Source organism: Nitratireductor sp. StC3, assembly GCF_003015025.1.
Classification (GTDB): Bacteria; Pseudomonadota; Alphaproteobacteria; order Rhizobiales; family Rhizobiaceae; genus Mangrovimarina; species Mangrovimarina alexandrii.
This window is the reverse complement of record NZ_PYBP01000008.1, coordinates 16,445-37,656: the sequence shown is the minus strand read 5'-3', so window position 1 is coordinate 37,656 and position 21,212 is coordinate 16,445. Positions and strand designations below refer to the sequence as shown.

At 64.1% G+C, this 21,212-nt stretch carries 20 protein-coding genes; 13 read left to right on the top strand and 7 right to left on the bottom strand.

What is annotated here, in order from left to right; genetic code table 11:
* Positions 1-5: 5 nt before the first annotated feature.
* The 5 genes from aspS to C7T96_RS16315 all read left to right on the top strand — a co-directional run bounded on the left by aspS (position 6) and on the right by C7T96_RS16315 (position 5,020).
* Positions 6-1,793, top strand: a complete 1,788-nt coding sequence (gene aspS, locus C7T96_RS16335; RefSeq protein WP_106572471.1) for an aspartate--tRNA ligase — start codon at positions 6-8, stop codon at positions 1,791-1,793.
* 7 nt (positions 1,794-1,800) lie between these two features.
* The gene (locus C7T96_RS16330; protein WP_106572320.1) at positions 1,801-2,397 is read left to right on the top strand and encodes a GNAT family N-acetyltransferase; all 597 of its coding nucleotides are present in this window, start codon (positions 1,801-1,803) and stop codon (positions 2,395-2,397) included.
* The gene (locus C7T96_RS16325) at positions 2,397-3,044 is read left to right on the top strand and encodes a hypothetical protein (RefSeq protein WP_106572319.1); all 648 of its coding nucleotides are present in this window, start codon (positions 2,397-2,399) and stop codon (positions 3,042-3,044) included. The genes C7T96_RS16330 and C7T96_RS16325 overlap by 1 nt, the downstream gene beginning before the upstream one ends.
* Before the next feature lie 156 nt (positions 3,045-3,200).
* Positions 3,201-4,214, top strand: a complete 1,014-nt coding sequence (locus C7T96_RS16320) for an ATP-binding cassette domain-containing protein (RefSeq protein ID WP_106572318.1) — start codon at positions 3,201-3,203, stop codon at positions 4,212-4,214.
* Positions 4,211-5,020: an ABC transporter permease gene (locus C7T96_RS16315; protein WP_106572317.1), complete on the top strand. Its 810-nt coding sequence runs from the start codon at positions 4,211-4,213 to the stop codon at positions 5,018-5,020. The genes C7T96_RS16320 and C7T96_RS16315 overlap by 4 nt, the downstream gene beginning before the upstream one ends.
* Before the next feature lie 66 nt (positions 5,021-5,086).
* Here C7T96_RS16315 and C7T96_RS16310 read toward each other — a convergent pair whose 3' ends face one another.
* Complete coding sequence (locus C7T96_RS16310) at positions 5,087-6,274, bottom strand: hypothetical protein (RefSeq protein WP_146149198.1); 1,188 nt, start codon at positions 6,272-6,274, stop codon at positions 5,087-5,089.
* Between the two features lie 262 nt (positions 6,275-6,536).
* On the opposite strand from C7T96_RS16310, the gene parC reads away from it, so the two are divergent.
* From parC to C7T96_RS16295, 3 genes are all read left to right on the top strand, one after another.
* Complete coding sequence (parC, locus tag C7T96_RS16305) at positions 6,537-8,795, top strand: DNA topoisomerase IV subunit A (RefSeq protein ID WP_106572315.1); 2,259 nt, start codon at positions 6,537-6,539, stop codon at positions 8,793-8,795.
* A 246-nt stretch (positions 8,796-9,041) separates the two neighbouring features.
* Complete coding sequence (locus C7T96_RS16300; protein WP_106572314.1) at positions 9,042-10,139, top strand: carboxynorspermidine decarboxylase; 1,098 nt, start codon at positions 9,042-9,044, stop codon at positions 10,137-10,139.
* 65 nt (positions 10,140-10,204) lie between these two features.
* Complete coding sequence (locus tag C7T96_RS16295; protein WP_106572313.1) at positions 10,205-11,443, top strand: saccharopine dehydrogenase family protein; 1,239 nt, start codon at positions 10,205-10,207, stop codon at positions 11,441-11,443.
* A 145-nt stretch (positions 11,444-11,588) separates the two neighbouring features.
* On the opposite strand, the gene C7T96_RS16290 is transcribed toward C7T96_RS16295, so the two are convergent.
* Positions 11,589-12,026 (bottom strand): acyl-CoA thioesterase, encoded by a 438-nt coding sequence (locus C7T96_RS16290; RefSeq protein WP_158264398.1) that lies wholly within the window; start codon positions 12,024-12,026, stop codon positions 11,589-11,591.
* 259 nt (positions 12,027-12,285) lie between these two features.
* Here C7T96_RS16290 and ppk2 point away from each other — a divergent pair, with 259 nt between their 5' ends.
* Positions 12,286-13,200: a polyphosphate kinase 2 gene (gene ppk2, locus C7T96_RS16285; protein WP_106572311.1), complete on the top strand. Its 915-nt coding sequence runs from the start codon at positions 12,286-12,288 to the stop codon at positions 13,198-13,200.
* 17 nt (positions 13,201-13,217) lie between these two features.
* Here the strand turns inward: ppk2 and C7T96_RS16280 are convergent, their stop codons facing one another.
* From C7T96_RS16280 to hemB, 5 genes are all read right to left on the bottom strand, one after another.
* Positions 13,218-14,117: a DMT family transporter gene (locus C7T96_RS16280; RefSeq protein ID WP_106572310.1), complete on the bottom strand. Its 900-nt coding sequence runs from the start codon at positions 14,115-14,117 to the stop codon at positions 13,218-13,220.
* Between the two features lie 159 nt (positions 14,118-14,276).
* Positions 14,277-15,035 carry an arginyltransferase gene (locus tag C7T96_RS16275; protein ID WP_106572309.1) on the bottom strand — a complete coding sequence of 253 codons (759 nt, stop codon included), beginning with the start codon at positions 15,033-15,035 and terminating at the stop codon, positions 14,277-14,279.
* 138 nt (positions 15,036-15,173) lie between these two features.
* Entirely contained in the window at positions 15,174-15,644 is a 471-nt protein-coding gene (locus C7T96_RS16270) for an RDD family protein (RefSeq protein ID WP_106572308.1), read from the bottom strand.
* A 90-nt stretch (positions 15,645-15,734) separates the two neighbouring features.
* Positions 15,735-16,091, bottom strand: coding sequence for a DUF423 domain-containing protein (locus tag C7T96_RS16265; RefSeq protein ID WP_106572307.1), 357 nt, complete (start codon positions 16,089-16,091; stop codon positions 15,735-15,737).
* Between the two features lie 52 nt (positions 16,092-16,143).
* A complete protein-coding gene (hemB, locus tag C7T96_RS16260; RefSeq protein ID WP_106572306.1) occupies positions 16,144-17,178 on the bottom strand; it encodes a porphobilinogen synthase in 1,035 nt (344 codons plus the stop codon).
* A gap of 210 nt (positions 17,179-17,388) precedes the next feature.
* Here hemB and C7T96_RS16255 point away from each other — a divergent pair, with 210 nt between their 5' ends.
* From C7T96_RS16255 to C7T96_RS16240, 4 genes are all read left to right on the top strand, one after another.
* A complete protein-coding gene (locus C7T96_RS16255; RefSeq protein WP_106572305.1) occupies positions 17,389-18,432 on the top strand; it encodes an enoyl-CoA hydratase/isomerase family protein in 1,044 nt (347 codons plus the stop codon).
* A complete protein-coding gene (locus C7T96_RS16250; RefSeq protein WP_106572304.1) occupies positions 18,429-18,854 on the top strand; it encodes a DUF6163 family protein in 426 nt (141 codons plus the stop codon). The genes C7T96_RS16255 and C7T96_RS16250 overlap by 4 nt, the downstream gene beginning before the upstream one ends.
* 167 nt (positions 18,855-19,021) lie before the next feature.
* Positions 19,022-19,537: a MarR family winged helix-turn-helix transcriptional regulator gene (locus tag C7T96_RS16245; RefSeq protein WP_106572303.1), complete on the top strand. Its 516-nt coding sequence runs from the start codon at positions 19,022-19,024 to the stop codon at positions 19,535-19,537.
* 269 nt (positions 19,538-19,806) lie between these two features.
* Positions 19,807-21,063 carry a L,D-transpeptidase family protein gene (locus C7T96_RS16240; RefSeq protein WP_106572470.1) on the top strand — a complete coding sequence of 419 codons (1,257 nt, stop codon included), beginning with the start codon at positions 19,807-19,809 and terminating at the stop codon, positions 21,061-21,063.
* Positions 21,064-21,212 lie beyond the last annotated feature (149 nt).

Here is a 21,212-nt window from a genome sequence, read left to right as displayed (position 1 = left end):
CCCTCATGCACCGCTATCGCAGCCACACCTGCGCCCAACTGAGAAAAGCCGATGTCGGCGCGGCCGTTCGTCTTGCCGGATGGGTTCACCGCGTCCGCGACCATGGCGGCCTGTTGTTCATCGACCTGCGCGACCATTTCGGCCTGACGCAGATCGTCGCCGATCCCGATTCGCCGTCGTTCAAGACGGCCGAGACGGTGCGCGGCGAATGGGTGATCCGCGTCGACGGCGAGGTCAAGGCGCGTACCGAAGACACCGTCAATGCGAACCTGCCGACCGGCGAGGTGGAGATTTTCGCGCGCGACATCGAGGTGCTGTCGCAGGCCAGGGAACTGCCGCTGCCGGTCTTCGGCGAGCCTGACTATCCCGAGGACATAAGGCTGAAATACCGTTTCCTCGACCTGCGTCGCGAGACCCTGCACAAGAACATCGTCGCGCGCACGAAAATCATCGCCGAGATGCGCCGTGCGATGGGCGAGGTCGGCTTCACCGAATATTCGACCCCGATCCTGACCGCGTCTTCGCCTGAGGGCGCGCGCGACTTCCTGGTTCCCTCGCGCCTGCACGAGGGCCAGTTCTACGCGCTGCCGCAGGCGCCGCAGATCTACAAGCAGTTGATCATGGTGTCGGGCTTCGACCGTTATTTCCAGATCGCGCCCTGTTTTCGCGACGAGGATCCGCGCGCCGACCGCCTGCCGGGCGAGTTTTACCAGCTCGATCTCGAAATGAGCTTTGTCGAGCAGGAAGACGTGTTTTCGACCATGGAACCGGTCATGCGCGGCATTTTCGAGAAATTCGCCGACGGCAAGCCGGTGACGGACGTTTTTCCGCGCATTCCCTATGACGAGGCGATGCGCAAATACGGGTCCGACAAGCCGGACCTCAGAAACCCGATCGAGATGCAGGATGTGTCGGAGCATTTCCGCGGCTCCGGCTTCAAGGTCTTCGCCAACATCCTGGCCAATGACGACAAGGCCGAGGTCTGGGCGATCCCGGCCAGGACCGGCGGCAGCCGCGCCTTCTGCGACCGGATGAACTCCTGGGCCCAGGGCGAGGGCCAGCCGGGCCTCGGCTACATCTTTTGGCGCAAGGAAGGCGAGGGGCTGGAAGGTGCCGGTCCTATCGCTAAAAACATCGGGCCTGAGCGCACTGAGGCGATCCGCACCCAGCTCGGCCTCGAAGACGGCGACGCCTGCTTCTTCGTCGCCGGCAGCCCGAAGAAATTCGCCGCCTTCGCGGGCAGCGCGCGTACCCGCGCCGGCGAGGAGCTGAACCTGGTCGACCGCGACCGTTTCGAACTCGCCTGGATCGTCGACTTCCCGTTCTACGAATGGAACGAAGAGGAAAAGAAGGTCGATTTCGGCCACAACCCCTTCACCATGCCGCAGGGCGGGCTGGAGGCGCTGGAAAACGCTGAGCCGCTGTCGATCAAGGCCTACCAGTACGATCTCGTCTGCAACGGGTTCGAGATTGCATCGGGCGGCATTCGTAACCATCTTGTCGATGTGATGGTCAAGGCGTTCGAGATCGTCGGCTTCGACCGCGCCACCGTGGAGGAGCGTTTCGGTGGTCTCTACCGGGCGTTCCAGTATGGCGCGCCGCCCCATGGCGGCATGGCTGCCGGCATCGACCGCATCATCATGCTTCTGGTCGGGGCGAAGAACCTGCGCGAGGTGACGATGTTCCCGATGAACCAGCAGGCGCAGGACCTGCTGATGGGCGCGCCGTCGCCCGCCATGCCGCAGCAACTGCGCGACCTCAATCTGCGGGTGGTTGCGCCACCGAAGGAGTAGCGATCGCTTGCACACGGACTGGCGTATCGTCGCCGGGTTTCCCGAAGTGCTCCGCGGCCAGGCCGCGGCGCTCTATTTCGAGGCCTTTTCCGGCAAGATCGGCGGCGTGCTTGGCCGCGACGGCCGCGGCGAGCGTTTCGTCGCCTCGGTGATCGATCCGGCGTTTTGCCTGTCGGCCGTCAGCGGCGACGGCGCCACGCTGCTCGGCATTGCCGGCTTCAAGACAAAAGACGGCGCCATGGTCGGCGGCGGCCTTGCCGAGATGGCGGCCGTCTACGGCTGGGTCGGCGCGGTGTTGCGTGGGGTCTTGCTGTCGGCGCTGGAGCGCGACCTGGCCGATGGCCAATTGTTGATGGACGGCATCGCCGTTGCCCCGCAGGCGCGTGGCCTCGGCATCGGATCGGCGCTGCTCGATGCGGTCTGCCAGCACGCGCTGAAGTGCGGCGTTGCCGAACTGCGCCTCGACGTGATCGACACCAATCCGCGCGCCAGGTCGCTTTACGAGCGCAAGGGGTTTGCGGCTGGCCCCACCAGTCAAACCGGCCTACTGCGCCATGTTTTCGGGTTTTCGTCGGCCACGACCATGGTTCGGACGCTGGCGTGATGGGGGCGGCCGGCAAACACGGTCCGCGTATTCTCTTGACCGGGTTCGGTCCCTTTCCGGGCGCTCCGGTCAATCCGACCGAGGCTTTGGTCGCGGAACTGACCGCTGCGCCGCCGCGCTTCGACATCCCATGCACGCTGCGCATGGCGGTACTCGACGTCGATTATGCCACGATCGCCACCCAGCTCTCGGCCATCGGCCGCGATTTTTTGCCCGATATCGCCATTCATTTCGGGCTGGCCGCGGAGTGTCGCGGCTTTCGCCTCGAGCGCCTGGCCCGCAACAGCCATGCCGGCGCGCGCCCCGATCGGGCAGGCGGCCTGCCGGACGCCGAACGGATTTGCGCCGGTCCGCCGACGCTGTCCTCCAGCCTGCCGCTCGCGGCGATCGCCATTGCGCTCGGCGGGCACGATCTTCCGGTCGAATGGTCTGACGATGCCGGCGGTTATTTGTGCAACACGGTCTTTGCCCTGTCGCGCGCCGGGGTCTGCGACGGGCTCGATCCGGCGATGAGCGGTTTCGTCCACGTGCCAATGGCGGGCGAGGGGTCGCAATTCCGCCTGACGCCTGTTGCTCTGCGCGATGGCGCATGCGTGATCGTACAGACCTGCCTGCAGCATTGGGCGTCTGGCCGGCGCGGCCAATAGCGACAGGTTTGCAGGCTGCGGGACGTGCGCAGCCCAAGCGGCGGCAGATGTCAGCATTTTTGCCTCTGCGCGTGCGGAAATCGCCTGCGTCTGCTATAGGCGTCTGCCCGCGATGCGGCCACCCGGCCGTCTTGTCTCAGGATCCGGACCGGCCCCATGAACGATGTCTCGCCCGCGGGCAAACAGCCTCTTGACGATACCGCCGCGCAACCCGCCATATCCGCGCGCGGCCTGGTCAAGCATTTCGGTGCCGTGCGTGCGGTCGACGGCATCGACCTCGACGTGCCGCGCGGCATGATCTTCGCCGTGCTCGGCCCCAACGGTGCCGGCAAGACGACGCTGATGCGCATGCTCGCCACGCTTTCGCGGCCCGACGCCGGGACGGCGAGCGTTCTCGGCCGCGACCTGGTGAACGAACCGGCCGAGGTGCGCGCCGTCATCGCCATGACCGGTCAGTTCGCCTCGCTCGACGAGGATCTGACCGGCCGCGAGAACTTGTTGATGCTGGCGCGTCTGTGGGGCTTTCGCGGCCGCGCCGCCAAGTCGCGCGCCGACGAGCTTCTGGACGCCTTCGAGCTCGCCGATGCCGGTCACAAGCAGGTCAAGGATTATTCGGGCGGCATGCGACGCCGGCTCGACATCGCCGCGTCGCTGGTCGTCACGCCGGGCGTGCTGTTTCTCGACGAGCCGACCACCGGCCTCGACCCCAAGGCGCGCAAGGCGGTCTGGCGCATGATCCGCGGTCTGGCGGATGCCGGCGTCACCATTCTGCTGACGACCCAGTATCTGGAGGAGGCCGACCAGCTCGCCGCCCGCATCGCCGTCATCGATCATGGCCGCAAGATCGCCGAAGGCACCAGCCGCGAACTGAAGGCGCAGACCGGCTCCGGGTTCTTGCATGTCGCGCTCGCCGACCGCGAACGGCTCGACGAGGCCGCGCGGCTGTTGGAGGCCCGCTTGGCCAGCCCGGTCCAGACCAGCGTGGAGGGCGCGCAATTGTCGGTTATGGCCGGCAGCGCCGAGATCGCCAGCCAGGCGATCGCGGCACTGATTGAAGCGGGGATCGAGCCGTCCGATTTTTCCATGGGCCAGCCCAGTCTCGACGAGGTGTTTTTCGCGCTCACCGGACAGGGTGTGGAGAGCGATCCGGTAGTGGAGGACGAGCGATGAGCCGAACCCGTGCCCTGGCGGCCGCCTTGCATGGCGTTGAGCGTCCGCGCCGTCCCTCGGCATTTTCCAATGCGCTGGTCTTTGCCTGGCGGGCGGTGTTAAAATTCAAGCACGTGCCCGAGCAGCTTTTCGATCTGGTGATGACGCCGATCATGTTCACGCTGCTGTTCACCTTCGTGTTCGGCGGCGCGCTCGCCGGCTCGACCGGCGATTATCTGCAGTTCTTTCTGCCCGGCATCCTGGTGCAGACCGTGGTCTTCAACGCGGTCTATTCCGGCATGGGCCTGTCGACCGATCTCGGCAAGGGTCTCTTCGACCGCTTCCGCTCGTTGCCGGTCTGGCCGCTGGCGCCGTTCGCCGGATTGATGGTCGGCGACATGCTGCGCCATCTGATCGCCGCGGCGATCATTTTGACGATCGGGCTGATCCTCGGCTATCAGCCCGAGACCGGTATCGTCGGTGTGGCGGCTTCCTTCGCGCTGTTGGTCGCGATCGGCTTCGGTACGGGCTGGATCTTCCTCGTCCTCGGCCTTTTGATCCGCACGCCGACGACGGTGATGACCGTCGGCTTCACCTTCCTGTTCCCGGTCGTGTTCGCCTCCAACATCATGGTCGATCCCGCCACCATGCCCGGCTGGCTGCATACCTTCGTCGATATCAACCCGGTTTCCTTGATGACGACGGCGATGCGCGGTCTGATGAACGGCGGCGTGACGGTGCACGAAATCGGCCTGGCGCTGTTTGCGCCGGCGCTCCTGACCGTCGTGCTGGCGCCGACCACCTTGTGGCTCTACATGCGCCGGTAAGACCGGACAAAAAGACGGCCCGGCACAGAATGCCGGGCCGTGTCGGTTCGGTTTCGAGAACCGCCTTTATTCGTTTGCGGTGATTTTCAGGCCGAGCTGCTGCGGCAGCGCCTGCGGCGCGGTCATCGCTCCGGCCGCGACCATGGCGAACGGCAGCGGGTTCTGCGGTGCCACGCGCACTTCGAGGCTCTGCGGATCGTCGAGGAACTTGCCTACCGCCGCGGAGACCGCCGCCGTCAATTCGGGATTGTTGAGCTGCGCCATGGCGAAGGGCAGGACCGCCTTGGCCTGGTTGACGATGTCGGCCGGCTTGGCGCCCTGCTGCGCGGCGACGAATTCGAGCGTCTTTTGCGTCAGCGTGTCGTCGTCGAAGCGCAAGGTGGCGCCGTTGAGCGTCAATTGCTGCATCAGGCCGAGCATGGCCATGCCCTGCGCCGACTGGTCCTGGCCTTCGTTTTCAGCCATTTTGGCCTGAATGTCGCGCAGCGCCTTTATGAATTCGGCCGTGTAGCCGCCAATGTCGAAGGTCATTCCGATCGTGCCGGCCTGATCGACGGCGATGTCGTACTGGTCGAGTACCATGCGCCCGTCGGTCGGGGACCACGAGCCGGACAGTTCCAGATAGCCGTTGATGGTTTCGTAGCCAAGCGCTTGCACGACGGCCTTGGCCTGGGGATCCTCGATCGTGGTCAGGTCGGCGGTGAATTTTTCCGCGGCGCCGCTGAATTCCAGTGGCGCATCGTCGCTGAGCGGCGACATTTCCACATGAAGCTGCTCGAGCGTGAACAGCGGCCGGCCTTCCCGCGTCACTCTCAGAAGGTTCATGTCGGCACTTTCATAAGCCCCGACCATGGCGGCGATGCTGTCGTCGCCGACGGCCGGCAATTCGAGGCCGGTGACGCTGATGCCGTCGATGGCCACGTCCACGTCTTCACTGGAGAAGGCGTAGGACGGCATCGCCAGGGTGCCGACGACGATCGTGTCCCCGTCCTCGCTGATGTCGGCAAGCTCGATGTTGCCGAGCGGCAAGGCCTCGTCGGTACCGGCAGGTTTGACCGTGACGCCCTGCAACGTCATCCGCGTGCCGTCGCCGGCAATGTTGCTCCAGGATGCCTCCACGCCCTGTTTTTCCATCATCGCCTTGAGGCGCGCCGCCACCTCGTCGGCATCGGCGGCCAGGGCTGTGTGCGGCATGTAGGCCGCCATCAGTCCGGCGCAGGCCAAAATGTGGGGGCGTAGACGTGGGTAAGACATGAATTTGTTCCCTGAGTTGGCTCGATGTCCCTTTGTGCCAATCTACGGCGAACAAATGGACCGGATAATGTCAAAATGCGGAAAACGCCGCGATTTCAGTGAATTTGCTCACTTTGGACGATATTCGACCGCACGGCCATAGGTTTGCGCGGATTTCGCAGATGGATCGGAGAGCGCTTATATACCGGGAAAGCTGGGGGCATAAAGCCGTTCCGGCGCGCGCCCACTTGCCCGGCGATACCTACTCCATTAACCGGAAAACATGGGAAAAAGCCTGATTCCGCCCGGTGGCGATGGCGGTGACGCGATCGAGCCCGTCGACCTCAAGAACGCGCTCGAGGAACGCTACCTCGCCTATGCGCTGTCGACCATCATGCATCGTGCCTTGCCGGATGTGCGCGACGGGCTGAAACCCGTCCATCGCCGCATCATGCATACGATGCGCCTGCTGCGGCTCAACCCCGAGCAGGGCTTCGCCAAATGCGCCCGCATCGTCGGCGAGGTGATGGGCAAGTTCCACCCGCATAGCGACCAGGCGATCTACGACGCGCTGGTGCGTCTGGCCCAGTCCTTTTCCATGCGCTACCCCTTGGTCGACGGCCAGGGCAATTTCGGCAATATCGACGGCGATAGCGCGGCGGCGATGCGCTATACCGAGGCGCGCATGACCCAGGTGTCGCCGCTGCTTTTGGAGGGGATCGCCGAGGACGCGGTCGACTTCAGGCCCACCTACAACGAAGAGGAGGAGGAACCGGTCGTTTTGCCGGGGGCTTTCCCGAACCTGCTCGCCAACGGTTCCTCGGGCATTGCCGTGGGCATGGCGACCTCGATCCCGTCGCACAACGTTGCCGAGATTTGCGACGCCGCGCTGCATCTGATCGACAATCCTCAGGCGAGTGTTGCCGAGCTGCTCAAATTCGTCGAGGGACCGGATTTTCCCACCGGCGGCGTCATCGTCGACGACCGGGCCTCGATCCTCGACGCCTACGAGACCGGCCGTGGCGCCTTCCGTGTGCGCTCGCGCTGGCACCAGGAGGACCAGGGGCGCGGCACCTGGATCGCGGTCGTCACCGAAATCCCGTTCGGGGTTCAGAAGTCGCGGCTGATCGAAAAGACCGCCGAACTGCTCTTGGCTCGAAAACTGCCGCTGCTTGAGGATATTCGCGACGAAAGCGCGGAGGATGTGCGCATCGTCCTGGTGCCCAAGAGCCGCACGGTCGATCCCGCGCTGCTGATGGAATCGCTGTTCAAGCTGTCGGAGTTCGAAAGCCGCTTTTCCCTCAACATGAACGTCCTGACGCGCGGGCGGGTGCCCAACGTCCTGTCGCTCGCCGGGGTGCTCAGGGAATGGCTGGACCACCGCAAGGAGGTTCTGGTTCGCCGCTCGCGTCACCGGCTGGGCGAGATCGAGCGGCGGCTGGAGATTCTGGCCGGCTATCTGATCGCCTACCTCAACATCGACGAGGTGATCCGCATCATCCGCGAGGAGGATGAGCCGAAAAAAGTGATGATGGCGCGCTGGGATCTCACCGATACCCAGACCGAAGCGATCTTGAACATGCGCCTGCGCGCTCTGCGCAAGCTCGAGGAGTTCGAGATCCGCAAGGAGTTCGACCAGCTCACCGACGAAAAGGCCAAGATCGAGGCCTTGCTCGCATCCGAGGCCAAGCAATGGCGTACGGTGGCCTGGGAAATCGGGGAGATCCGCGAGACATTCGGACCCGAAAAGAACCCCGATCTCGGCAAGCGGCGTACCACCTTCTCCGAGGCTCCCGATCACGACCTGTCCGACATTCACCAGGCGATGATCGAAAAGGAGCCCGTCACCGTCGTGGTGTCGGAAAAGGGGTGGCTCCGAGCGATGAAGGGTCATTTGTCGGACCTGTCCAGCCTGTCCTTCAAGGAAGGCGACAAGCTCAAGCTCGCCTTCCACGCCCAGACCACCGACAAGGTGCTGATCTTCACCACCGGCGGCAAGTTCTACACGATCGGTGCCGACCGGCTGCCGGGTGGGCGCGGCCACGGCGAGCCGGTGCGCATCATCGTCGACATGGACAACGACCAGGCGATCGTCACCGCCTTCGCCCACGATCCCGCGCGCAAACTGCTTTTGGCATCCTGGGCCGGCAACGGTTTCGTGGTGCCGGAGGCCGAAGTCGTGGCCAACACCCGCAAGGGCAGGCAGGTCATGAACGTCAAGGCGCCGGACGAGGCAAAGCTGTGCGTTCCCGTCTCCGGCGACCATGTCGCCGTCGTCGGGGAAAACCGCAAGCTGCTGGTGTTCGCGCTCGACGAGGTGCCCGAACTCACCCGTGGCAAGGGCGTGCGCCTGCAAAAATACAAGGATGGCGGCATTGCCGACATCAAGACCTTCGCCATGGAGGAGGGCTTGTCCTGGAAGGATTCGGCCGACCGCACCTTCACCCGTGTCCGCGAGGAGTTGACGGAGTGGATGGGCGCGCGCGCCGGGGCCGGCCGCATGGCGCCGAAAGGCTTTCCGCGCACCGGAAAATTCGGCTGAACGCGGCGCGCTGTCGCCGGTACGTTTCCGCGGGTCCAGGACAGAACGCCGCCGCGCGCGGCGGCCACGGTGCAGCAAAACGCCGCCCCGCGCCCGGCGTCTTTTTCGCCGCGGGGCGTTGCGGGCGGTAGCCGGTCTCGGCTAGTAAGGCCGGCAGACCGAAGGCCCGGACGCGCGTTGCCGTCAGGCCCGGCGCGAATTTCCGAACCAATGACGGGCAATCTTGCGAGGCGACCACCAGGGCCGATGATCCAGACGCCGTATTATCTGATCGACAAGTCGAAGCTCTTGCGCAACCTCGAAAAGATCGCCCATGTGCGCGAACGCTCGGGTGCGAAGGCGCTGCTGGCGCTGAAATGCTTCGCCACCTGGTCGGTCTTCGATCTGATGCGCGACTACATGGACGGCACGACCTCGTCGTCGCTCTACGAGGTCAGGCTCGGCCGCGAGAAATTCGGTGGCGAGACCCACGCCTATTCGGTTGCCTATGCCGATCACGAGATCGATGCCGTGGTCGGCCATGCCGACAAGATCATTTTCAATTCGATCGGCCAGCTCGACCGGTTCGAGGCGGCCGCCGCCGGCATTGTGCGCGGCCTGCGTCTCAATCCGGGCGTCAGCAGTTCCGGTTTCGACCTCGCCGATCCGGCGCGGCAATTCAGCCGGCTCGGCGAATGGGACGCCGAGCGCATCGCCGCCGTGCTCGACCGCGTTTCCGGCTTCATGATCCACAACAACTGCGAAAACGCCGATTTCGCGCTGTTCGATCGCATGCTGGGCGAGATCGAAACCCGCTTCGGCGAACTGCTCGGCCATGTCGACTGGGTCAGTCTCGGCGGCGGCATCCATTTCACCGGCGAGGCCTATCCGCTCGATGCTTTCTGCGACCGCCTGTCGGCGTTTGCCGACCGTTTCGGGGTCCAGGTCTATCTGGAGCCGGGCGAAGCTGCGGTGACGAACTCGACCACGCTCGAAGTGTCCGTGCTCGACACGCTGTTCAACGGCAAGCACCTGGCGATCGTGGATTCCTCGATCGAGGCCCACATGCTCGACCTCTTGATCTACCGCGAGCGGGCCACGATCCGCCCCGATTCCGGCCCGCACAGTTACATGATCTGCGGAAAGTCCTGCCTGGCCGGCGATATTTTCGGCGAATTCCGCTTCGAGAAGGAACTGTCAATCGGCGACCGGATTTCGATCCAGGACGCCGCCGGCTACACCATGGTCAAGAAAAACTGGTTCAACGGCGTGAACATGCCCGCGATCGCCGTGCGCCAGCTCGACGGCAGCGTCGATGTCATCAGGACGTTTTCGTTCGATGACTATGTGGCCAGCCTGTCCTAACCGACACGCCGGCGCCTCGGCGCCGGATCATGTTTGTTTCCAACGATGGAGTTGAACGCGTCAGGATGAAAAAGAATGTCTTGATCGTCGGCGCCGGCGGCGTCGCCCAGGTGGTGGCTCATAAATGTGCCCAGAACAACGATGTGCTCGGCGATATCCATATCGCCTCGCGCACCGTGGAAAAATGTCAGGCCATTATCGACAGCGTGCGCGAAAAGGGCAGCCTCAAGCAGGACGGCGTGCTCGAGGCGCACGCGCTCGACGCGCTCGACGTCGCGGCCACCAGGGCGCTGATCGAGAGCACAGGCGTCCAGATCGTCATCAATGTCGGCTCTGCCTTCGTCAACATGTCGGTGATGTCGGCCTGTCTGGAAACCGGCGTGGCCTATCTCGACACGGCCATCCACGAGGATCCGGCCAAGGTCTGCGAGACGCCGCCCTGGTACGCCAACTACGAATGGAAGCGGCGCAAGGAGTGCGAGGACAAGGGCGTGACCGCCATTCTCGGCGTCGGTTTCGATCCGGGCGTCGTCAACGCCTATGCAGCGCTGGCCAACAACGAGTATTTCGATCGGATCGACTCGATCGACATCATCGACGTCAATGCCGGCAGCCACAATCGCTGGTTCTCGACCAATTTCGATCCCGAGATCAATTTCCGCGAGTTCACCGGCCAGGTCTGGTCGTGGCAGGACAGCAAATGGACCTCCAACCAGATGTTCGAGGTTCGCAAGGTCTGGGATCTGCCGGTCGTCGGCGAAAGCCAGACCTTTATGACCGGCCATGACGAGATCCATTCCCTGTCGCAGAACCTGAACGTGCCGGACGTCCGTTTCTGGATGGGCTTCGGCGAACGTTACATCACCGTCTTCACCGTGCTGAAGAATCTCGGCTTGTTGTCGGAACAGCCGGTGACGACCGCCGAGGGGCTCGAGGTGGTGCCGCTCAAGGTGGTCAAGGCGGTGCTGCCGGATCCGGCCTCGCTGGCGCCGCACTACACTGGCAACACCTGCATCGGCGATCTCGTCAAGGGCGAGAAGGACGGCAAGCCGCGCGAGGTCTTGATCTACAATATCTGCGATCACAAGGCCTGCTACGAGGAGGTCGGCAGTCAGGCGATTTCCTATACTGCGGGCGTGCCGCCGGTCGCCGCCGCCATGCTGATCGCCGACGGCACCTGGGACGTGCAGAAAATGGTCAATGTCGAGGAACTGCCGCCGCAGCCCTTCCTCGGCCTGTTGAACCGGATCGGCCTGCCGACGCGGCTGCGCGAGGGCGACAAGGACGTCGCGCTCGATTTCTAGCCGCTCAGGTCCTGTCCGGATAGGACGTCGGATCGCAGAAACGATTCGAAATCAGTCTGTTCGGACGCTGCGCTGATTCGGTTCTTGAACGCAGCGGCCCCCTAGCGAACCGCCGGCCATGAGCCGGCGGTTTTTTTCTGACGCCTCACGATGCCGTGGTAGTCGTTGCGCCGGACTGTTCGAGCAAGGTTCGCAGCGGTCCGGTCTCGCCGGCGCGCATGCGTCCGTCCTCGCGCACGAACACGGCGCGCAGTTCGAAACCCTCGACCACAAGCCGCTCACCCACCGTGCCGCGGTAACCGAGCCGCAGCGTCTTGCGGTTCCAAGCCTCCACGGCAAGTGCCATCTCCAGCACGTCGCCCTCCGTTGCCGGTGAACGGAAACTGGCCCCCGAATCGACCAGTCCCACCCCGACGCTGCCCAGAGCCTCGCAAAGCCGGGCATGGCTGCCGGCTGCGGCGCGGAACCAGGCGTGACAGGTCGCGTCGAACCAGCGGTAAAAATTGGGGTAGAAGACGATTCCGGCCGGATCGCAGTCGCCGAAGCTGATCTGGAAACGTGTGGTGAAGGCGGGCGTTTTCATGTTTGTCCGTGCGATCGATGGCGTTGCAGTGTGTAGCGGGCGGCGGCCTCTTTTACCAAGCATGACGGCGCATTGCATTGATAGCCTGTCCGTGGCCGGCTGTCGTCCAATGTGCCGAAGACAGGGCGCCGGCCGGCCCTGGCGGGCGCCAGAGCCCGTCACGCGGCTGCAATAATTCCGTCATTGATACGGGCTAGATATTTGCAGCATTGTGCGGGTTTGCGGCCGGGCGAGCCCGTGCGCAGGAAAGATGAGGGATATGATGCACAGCACCGATGGCGGCAAGGACTGGCTCGAGGCTGAGCTTGCCGACACGCTCGACGAGGATTACGAGCTCGAGCTGTCGGAACCGGCCCTGTCGTTGGAGATCCGCAAGGTCTACAAGAAGGCCCACCCGGACACGATCGACAGGCAGACCTATTTCCGCGAGCTGATCCGCCTTCAGTCGGAGCTGATCAAGCTGCAGGACTGGGTCGCCCATCACAAGAAGAAGATCGTGGTGATCTTCGAGGGGCGCGACTCGGCCGGCAAGGGCGGGGTCATCAAACGCATCACCCAGCGGCTCAATCCGCGCATCGCCAGGGTGGTCGCTCTGCCTGCGCCAACCGAGCGCGAGACCTCGCAATGGTATTTCCAGCGCTACGTCCCGCATCTTCCGGCGGGCGGCGAGATCGTCCTGTTCGACCGCTCCTGGTACAATCGCGCCGGCGTCGAACGGGTGATGGGCTTCGCCACGCCCGACCAGGTCGAGGAATTTTTCCGCGACGTGCCGGAGTTCGAACGCATGTTGGTGCGTTCGGGTATCTTGCTAGTGAAATATTGGTTCTCGATCACCGACGAGGAGCAGCAGATGCGCTTTCTGATGCGCATCCACGATCCGATGAAACAGTGGAAACTCTCGCCGATGGACCTGCAAAGCCGGGTGCGCTGGGAAGGCTACACCAAAGCCAAGGAGGAGATGTTCGCCCGCACCAACATCTCCGAGGCGCCGTGGTACATCGTGGAGGGCAACGACAAGAAGCGTGCGCGGCTGAATTGCATCGACCACCTGCTCAACCAGGTGCCCTACGAGCCGATCCCGCACGAGGAGATCGCCTTGCCGGAGCGTGTCTTCAATCCCAATTATGAGCGCAAAGTGCTGCCGCCCGAACTCTACGTGCCGCAGAAATACTGAAACGCTAGCCCGGCCGCTCAGGCCGGGTGACGCACCGCCAGAGCGGCGCGCCGGCGCCGGCCGTCGTGCAATTGCCACAGCGAATGCGCGATCAGCGTGACGACCAGGATCGCGCCGCCGGTTATCGAGGCCGCCGTCGGCACCTCGGCGAAGATCATCCACACCCAGACCGGCGCCAGCACCGTCTCCAGCAGATAGAACATCGCCACTTCCGGACCGGAAATATATTTCGGGCCGGTCGCCAGGCAGAAAAACGAGATCGGCATGATGACGGCGCCGTTGAACAGGATCCACCACGGCGCCTCGACCCGGTAGCCGGTCTTGGCGACCATGAGGACCGAAATCACGAACGGCAGCGACACCGCCACCAGCGCGGTAAAGCCCATATCCTTGCCGGTCGCCCGCGAGATCGTAATCGCGGTGGCCAGCATGAAGGCCGAGGCGAGCGCAAACAGGTCGCCGACCAGGTTGCCGGTGCCGATGCCATCATAGACGATGATCAGCATGCCAACCAGCATCAGCGCCATGGCGATCAGTGTGGCCGGGCGCGGGCGCTCCTTCAAAAACAGCCACGACAGCAGCGCGGCGAACATGGTGTTGAAGGCGAGCAGGAAGACCAGATCGGCGGTCGTGGTGTTGTAGACGGCCATGATGAAGGTCACCGAGGAGGCCGCGTAGAGTGCGGCCACCATCAGCCCGGCGCGACCGGGAATCAGCGCCGGGGCGTTGCCGCGCAGCAACCGCCAGGCCAGCCAGATGGTGAGCGCGGCGACGACGGTCGTGCCGCTGCGCAGCATCAGGATCGACCAAGGATCGCCGTCGGCGAGACGGATCAGCGGTATGTCGATGGTCAGCGTCATGCCGCCGATCGCCGTAATCAAAAGGCCCTTGGTGTGGTGGTTGGTGGAAGCGGTCATGGCAGGGGCGGCTGATCCGATTGAAAACAGTTCGATTTGCGGAGAGCTTAGCCCGGTTTGGCCAGCGCACTACCCGGCCGGGCGCGACAAGTGTTTCAGCGTTTTGCCTTGCACAATGCCGGTTCCGTTACAGCAAGCCGCAATGTCGTGTCCTGCCCGTCAGGCGCAGGCGCCGTCGTAGCGTTCCCACCCTTTTGGACCGAGATGCTCCTGCGGCTGGTAGCGTATTTTGTAATCCATCTTCGACGAGCCGTGCACCCAGTAGCCGAGATAGACATGCGGCAGGCCGGCCGTGCGCGCCCGCGCGATGTGGTCGAGGATCATGTACGTGCCGAGCGAGCGCTCTTCCTGGCTCGGATCGTAGAAGGAATAGACCATCGACAATCCGTCGGCCATCGTGTCGGACAGCGCCACGGCGATCAGTTCCCCCTGGCCGGTGCCGGTGATGAAGCTGTCAGGGCCGCGGCGGCGATATTCGATGATCTTGGTCTCGACATGGGTGTCCTCGACCATCATGGCGTAGTCGAGCACGGTCATGTCCGACATGCCGCCCTTGCGGTGGCGGGCATCAAGATAGGCGCGAAACAGTGAATATTGTTCGGTGGTCGGTTCCGCGTCGTGCACCGCGCCGATCAGGTCGGCGTTTTTGTGCATGACCCGTTTCATGTTCTTCGACGGGCGGAACTCCTCGGCCAGGATGCGTACCGACACGCAGGCCCGGCAGGTTTCGCAGGCAGGCCGGTAGGCGATGTTCTGAGAGCGGCGAAACCCGCCTTGCGTAAGCAGGTCGTTGAGTTCGGGCGCTTTCTCGCCGACCAGATGCGTGAACACTTTGCGCTCGAACTGCCCGTCAATATAGGGGCAGGGCGAAGGCGCTGTCAGGAAGAACTGCGGCGACTGGGTCGGATGCTGCGTCATGGTTTCCGATATCTGCGGACAATCCATAGCTTGGACGGCGCGCGCAAAACGTCAACCTTTTCTTGGACTTTGCCAAGGCCAAATGTCATCAGAAAAATTGAACAGAGCCTGCATGCGGCACAACCGGCCGACAGGCCGCTAACGCTCGGCGCGTGTCACCACAGTGCCCAGCAGCAGGTCGTGCAGCGTACGCTTGCGGTCGGCAAACAACGAGACCAGCAGTATCAGGGGCGTCAGGATCGCGTTGCCGGCCCAAAAAAGCACGGTGTGAACCACTGCCAGGAGACCGTCGACGGGGCGTTCGTCGAGCCGGTCCAGGCGCAGGCCCATCAACTGCATGCCGGGCGTGGCCTGTTTCGCGCCGCCGAGCGTGCTCCAGATATAGATCAGCGCCACGATCGGGCCAAGAACGCCGAACAGCGCCCAGCCCAGGCCGAGCGTCAAGACGCCGAGCAGGAGCACCAGGACCGCGAAGGGGATCACAAGCAAGCCGATGAACAGATAATCGAGCAGGAAGGCAAAGACCCGGCGTGTGCGCACGCCCTCATAGACGCGCCAGTCGTCAAGCCGCGAAGCCAAAATATCGCCGTCGAGAATATTGTCGCTCATCCTGTCCTTTCCTGGGCTGCGGTTCGCGCGCCACCCGTCGAAGATGGGGATCGTCCGGCCGAAATCAAGAATTGCGAAGGGCTGCCGCCGTCACGCCGCGCCGCGCGGCCTGCGTAGGGCCGAGCCGGCGACGCCCAGCCAGCCGAGGATCATCAGCGTTCCGCCCGCCGGCGCGGCCATTGCGAAAAGCCTGGTGTCGGCAAAGTGCCGCATCAGCAGGTCGCCGGCGAACAGCAGGACGCCGGCAAGCAGAACCAGTCCGGCCGCGTGAGCCAGGCGTTCGCATGACAGGAGCCCGAGCGTCAGCAGGGCAGGGGCGTGAAAAAGCAGGAATTGCGCCGCGGTCGCCACATTGCCGCCGCCGGCATGCGCGGCCACCGCCGACAGCGCCACGCCCGCGGCGCCGATCAGTCCCGCGGCCAGGATGAGCAGACGCGCCGCGCTCATCGGGGCGCGCCTCGTCGCATCGCAGCGTCTGACGAAAACCCTGTCGCCGCCATCATCTTTCCGAAAGCACCCGCGCCACCTGCGGCGCGAAATAGGTCAGGATGCCGTCGCAGCCGGCGCGCTTCAGGCACAGCAGCGATTCCATCATCGCGCGGTCTTCGTCGATCCAGCCATTGGCGCCGGCCGCCTTGATCATCGCGTATTCACCCGACACCTGGTAGGCGAAGGTGGGCATGGCGAACGCCTCCTTCAGCCTGCGGACGATGTCGAGATAGGGCAGGCCGGGCTTGACCATGATCATGTCGGCGCCTTCGGCGAGGTCCTGCTCGGCTTCGCGCACCGCCTCGTCGGAATTGGCGTGATCGAGATAATAGGTCTGCTTGTCGCCCTTGAGCAGGCCGGCCGTGCCAACCGCCTCGCGATAGGGGCCGTAGAAGGACGAGGCGAACTTGGTCGCGTAGGACATGATCGCCACGTCCTGGAAGCCGTTGGCGTCGAGCGCGTCGCGCACTGCGCCGATGCGCCCGTCCATCATGTCCGACGGCGCGATCACATCGGCGCCGCTTGCTGCCTGCAGCACGGCCGCCTCGGCGATCTGCGCCACCGATTCGTCATTGACGATGATGCCCTCGCGCAGGATGCCGTCGTGGCCATGGTCGGTGAACGGGTCCAGCGCGGCGTCGGTGATGATCCCGATTTCCGGCACGGCCTGTTTGATCGCCCGGCTCGCCTTGTTGAGGATGTTGTCGGCGTCGAGGATGTGCGAGCCGGTCCGGTCGCGCCGGTCGCGCTCGATATTGGGGAAGGTGGCGACCGCTGGGATGCCGAGTTTCGCGGCTTCCTCGACCTGGGCGACCGCCAGGTCGAGCGTCATGCGGTAGACGCCGGGCATGGCGGCGATTTCCTCGCGTCGGTTCTCGCCCTCGATGACGAAGATCGGCCAGATCAAATCGTCGACCGTCAAGCGGTTCTCGCGCACCATGCGGCGCGACCAGTCTGTCTTGCGCAGGCGCCGCAGGCGCCGGCTTGCAGTGATCTCGTCGACGCTGCGTGCGCCGGTCTTGGTGTCGCGAAACATGCGGTTCATGGCGCACTCCATGGCGGGGGGCGATTTCCGGGCGAGGGATAGCATGGGTGCGGCGGCGCACAAAGCCGCTTTAGGGCCGTCGATGACGGCTTTGGCGCCGGCGAGATTGACGCCGGCGCGGCCGCCGCATAAGCCTCGGCATCGGGCGAGGTGTGCCGGATCGAGTGGTGCGACGACCTGGCCGCGCAGACGACGCGAGGGACGACCGGCATGGATTTCGGCGGTGGCGAGGAGATACGTTTCGAAAAGCTTGGTGCGGCCGGGGTGGTGACGCTGACGCGCCCCAAGGCGCTCAACGCCGTCACCCACGCCATGGTGCTTGCGCTGACAAGAGCGCTCGCCGCCTGGGCAGACGATCCTGAGATCGCGCTGATCGTCATCAAGGCCGAGGGCAGGGCCTTTTCCGCCGGCGGCGATATCTTGCACATCTACGAGGCCGGACGCGCCGGCGATCCGCCGCTCGACTTTTTCGCCGACGAATACCGTCTCAACCTCGCCATCGCGCGCTTCCCTAAACCCTATGTCGCCCTGATCGACGGTATCGCTATGGGCGGTGGCGTCGGTGTGTCGTTCCATGGCACCCACAGGCTGATGAGCGAGAACGCTGTCTTCGCCATGCCCGAAGTCGGCATCGGTTTTTTCCCGGATGTCGGCGGCAGCTACATCCTGCCGCGGCTGAAAGACCGCTTCGGCCTCTATCTCGGTCTGACCGGCGCCCGCATCCGCCAGGGCGATGCACTGTGGAGCGGGCTTGCGAGCCATGCCGTCAGACAGGCCGATCTGGAGGCGATCCTGGCCGCGCTCGCAGAAAGCGGTGATGCCGACGCGGTTACCGCGCGCTACGCGCAGACGGTGCCGGGCGAGACCGCGGCCGATGCGGTGGCCGCGATTGCCCGCCATTTCGCGCCGGACGATTTCGACCAAACCCTGACGTCACTGCGCCGCGACGCCGAGGCCGGCGAGGATTTCGCCGTCGCGACGCTGGAGACGTTTTCCAAGCGTTCGCCCACCAGCCTGCGCGTTGCCCATCGCCAGATCACACAGGGCGCGACCATGGGCATGGCAGCCTGTATGCGCATGGAGTTTCGCATCGTCAGCCGTATGTTGACGGGACACGATTTCTACGAGGGCATTCGCGCGGCCATTATCGACAAGGGCGCCACGCCGGTGTGGCAGCCGGCGACACTCGAGGCGGTGACGCCGGACGTCGTGGACGCCTATTTCGCACCACTTGAGCGGGACCTGGAGTTGTGAGCGAGGACGGCGTCGATGTCGCCGCCTGGCGGCCGGGACTAATCGAGGCGGCGTTTCCCTGGTTCCTGCGCATCGTCGCCGCCTACAGCCTGATGTTCGGGGTCGCGTACTGGGTCCGGCTGATCGGCTATTATGACGGCCCGCTCTGGCGCTTCGACACCATGCCGGTGGAATGGCAGGTCGCCTCGGTGTCGCTGTCGGTGCTTTTTCCGTTCGCCGGCATCGGCCTGTGGATGACGGCCTCCTGGGGGCCGGTGATCTGGTTCCTGTGCGCGGCGATGGAGACGACGATGTATTGGGGTTTTCCCGACATGTTCGGCCATCGACCGCTGATAGCCGTGTCGCACCTGCTCGTTGCGTTGATTTACATTGCCTTCCGCGTCGGCATCGCGCTGCAGCGCCGCAACGCTCGAATTGATTGAAAATTGTGCCGCGCGGATTGGGAGAAAATTAACGCATCTTTTGATCTCCGGTCCGTAATCGCTTGTTAAGGCTGAGGTTTAAGTCGAATTTTATTCGTCTGCGCTAGGGTCGGCGCCAAGGTGAAAACAAAAACAATCACCGGGCGTCAAACAAGAGGCAAAAGACGATGAACAAGTCACGACAGGCCCCGCAGGCCGTCCCGACCGAGGGCGAGGGACCCGAAGCGATCCGCACGCTCTATCTGGAATCGCTGCAGCTGGTGGAGCGTCTTCATCGCCGCCTGCTCGATGTGATCAAGGACGAGTTCGAGCGTAACGGCCGCTCCGACATCAACGCGATCCAGGCGCTGCTGCTGTTTAATATCGGCAATGCGGAGCTGACGGCGGGCGAGCTGCGCTCGCGCGGCTACTATCTCGGCTCGAACGTATCCTACAATCTGAAGAAGCTGGTCGATCTCGGTTTCATCAACCATCAGCGCTCGCGGGTCGACCGCCGCTCGGTGCGGGTCAGCCTGACGGCGAAGGGCCAGGAGATCGCCGAGGTGGTCGGCAATCTCTACAATCGCCATATCGGCTCGATCGAGCAGGTCGGCGGTATCAATATCGAGGAATTCCGCCAGATGAATCGCGCCCTGCAGCGACTGGACCGGTTCTGGAACGACACCATCGCCTATCGGATGTAGTCGCTCTTCGCCTCGGTTTGGATATGTCGAACGGGTCGGTGCCGGGCGCCGGCCCGTCGTCTTTTCGGCCTCTCACGCATATGTGTCGCGTCGGGGCCTTCTTGCCGCCATATTCTTTCGTGTAGGAACGTCCGGGGTCGCAGGTCGCGCTTGGGGTCGCGTTTGACGGGTAGGCGCTTTGTTAACCACGCGCTTTTAGGATCGACCCTTGATTGCGATGGCGCGCCCCGAGAGTGCGCACAACACGAATAATGAGGCTGACTGGCACGATGAAGACGGATCGCCGCACGTTCCTTGTTGGCGCGGGCCTGGCCGCCGCGTCCTTGTCCACGGTGCCCGCGCGCGCGCAACAGGATGTCATTAGGGATCTGATCCTGTCGCCGAAGCGCGGTGCCTGGGACGATCAGTTCGACGCTCGCGCCAGCAGCGGCGAGAAAGTGGCCTCGAACCTGCCGATTCTCAGCCCGCAGACCGTCGGCCATGTCGAGCAGGCGATCGCGCAATATTCCGCTATCGTGGCCCGCGGCGGCTGGCCGATGGTGCCGGCAACCAAGAAATTGCGCCTCGGTGTGGTCGACCGCGACGTGGAGGCGCTGCGCCGTCGGCTGATGATTTCCGGTGACCTGGCCCAGAGCGCGGGCATGTCGTCGGCCTTCGACACCTATGTCGACACCGCCGTCAAACGCTTCCAGACGCGCCACGGGCTGCCCGCCGACGGGGTGCTCGGCCGCTACACTTTCGCCGCCATGAACGTATCGGCGCCCGTGCGCCTGGGCCAGCTCGAAACCAATATCGTGCGGCTGCGGTCGATGTCGGGTTTCCTTGGCGACCGCTATGTGATGGTCAATATCCCCGCTGCCCAGATCGAGGCGGTCGAGAATTCGCGCGTCGTGCTGCGCCATACCGCCATCGTCGGCAAGATCGACCGTCAGACGCCGATCCTCAATTCCAAGATCAACGAGGTGATCGTCAATCCGTACTGGAACGCGCCGGTGTCGATCGTGCGCCGGGACATCATTCCGCTGGTGCGCAAGAACCCGAACTATCTCGCCGAAAACAATATCCGCATCCTCGGGCCGGGCGGCACCGAGGTCGATCCGGCCACCATCGACTGGTCGACGGAGGAGGCCGCCAAGCTGCGCTTCCGCCAGGATCCTGGCAAGATCAACGCCATGGCGTCGGTGAAGATCAACTTTCCCAATCCGCATGCCGTCTACATGCACGACACGCCGCAGCAGGGCCTGTTCAATAAGCTGATGCGCTTCGATTCGTCCGGCTGCGTGCGCGTCCAGAACGTACGCGATCTCGTCACCTGGCTGCTACGCGATACCGATGGCTGGAACCGCCAGCGTTTCGAGCAGACCATCAAGACGGGCGAGAGCACGCCGGTGGCGCTGGCAGCGCCGGTGCCGGTCTATTTCACCTATGTTTCGGCCTGGTCGACCGGCGATCAGGTGGTGCATTTCCGCGACGACATTTATGGCCGCGACGGTGTCGACGAGTTGATGATCTCGTCCGCCCTCTAAAGGCCGGACCCCTTTCATCCGATCGAGGCCTTCCCGGTTTCCGGGGAGGCCTTTTTCATGTCCGCGCCGGCCTGTTTTCGCCCGGTGGGCCGTGGCCGGGCGTGCCCCCGCGCGTGCGACCTGCTGCGGCGCGCACGCGCCGGCAAATT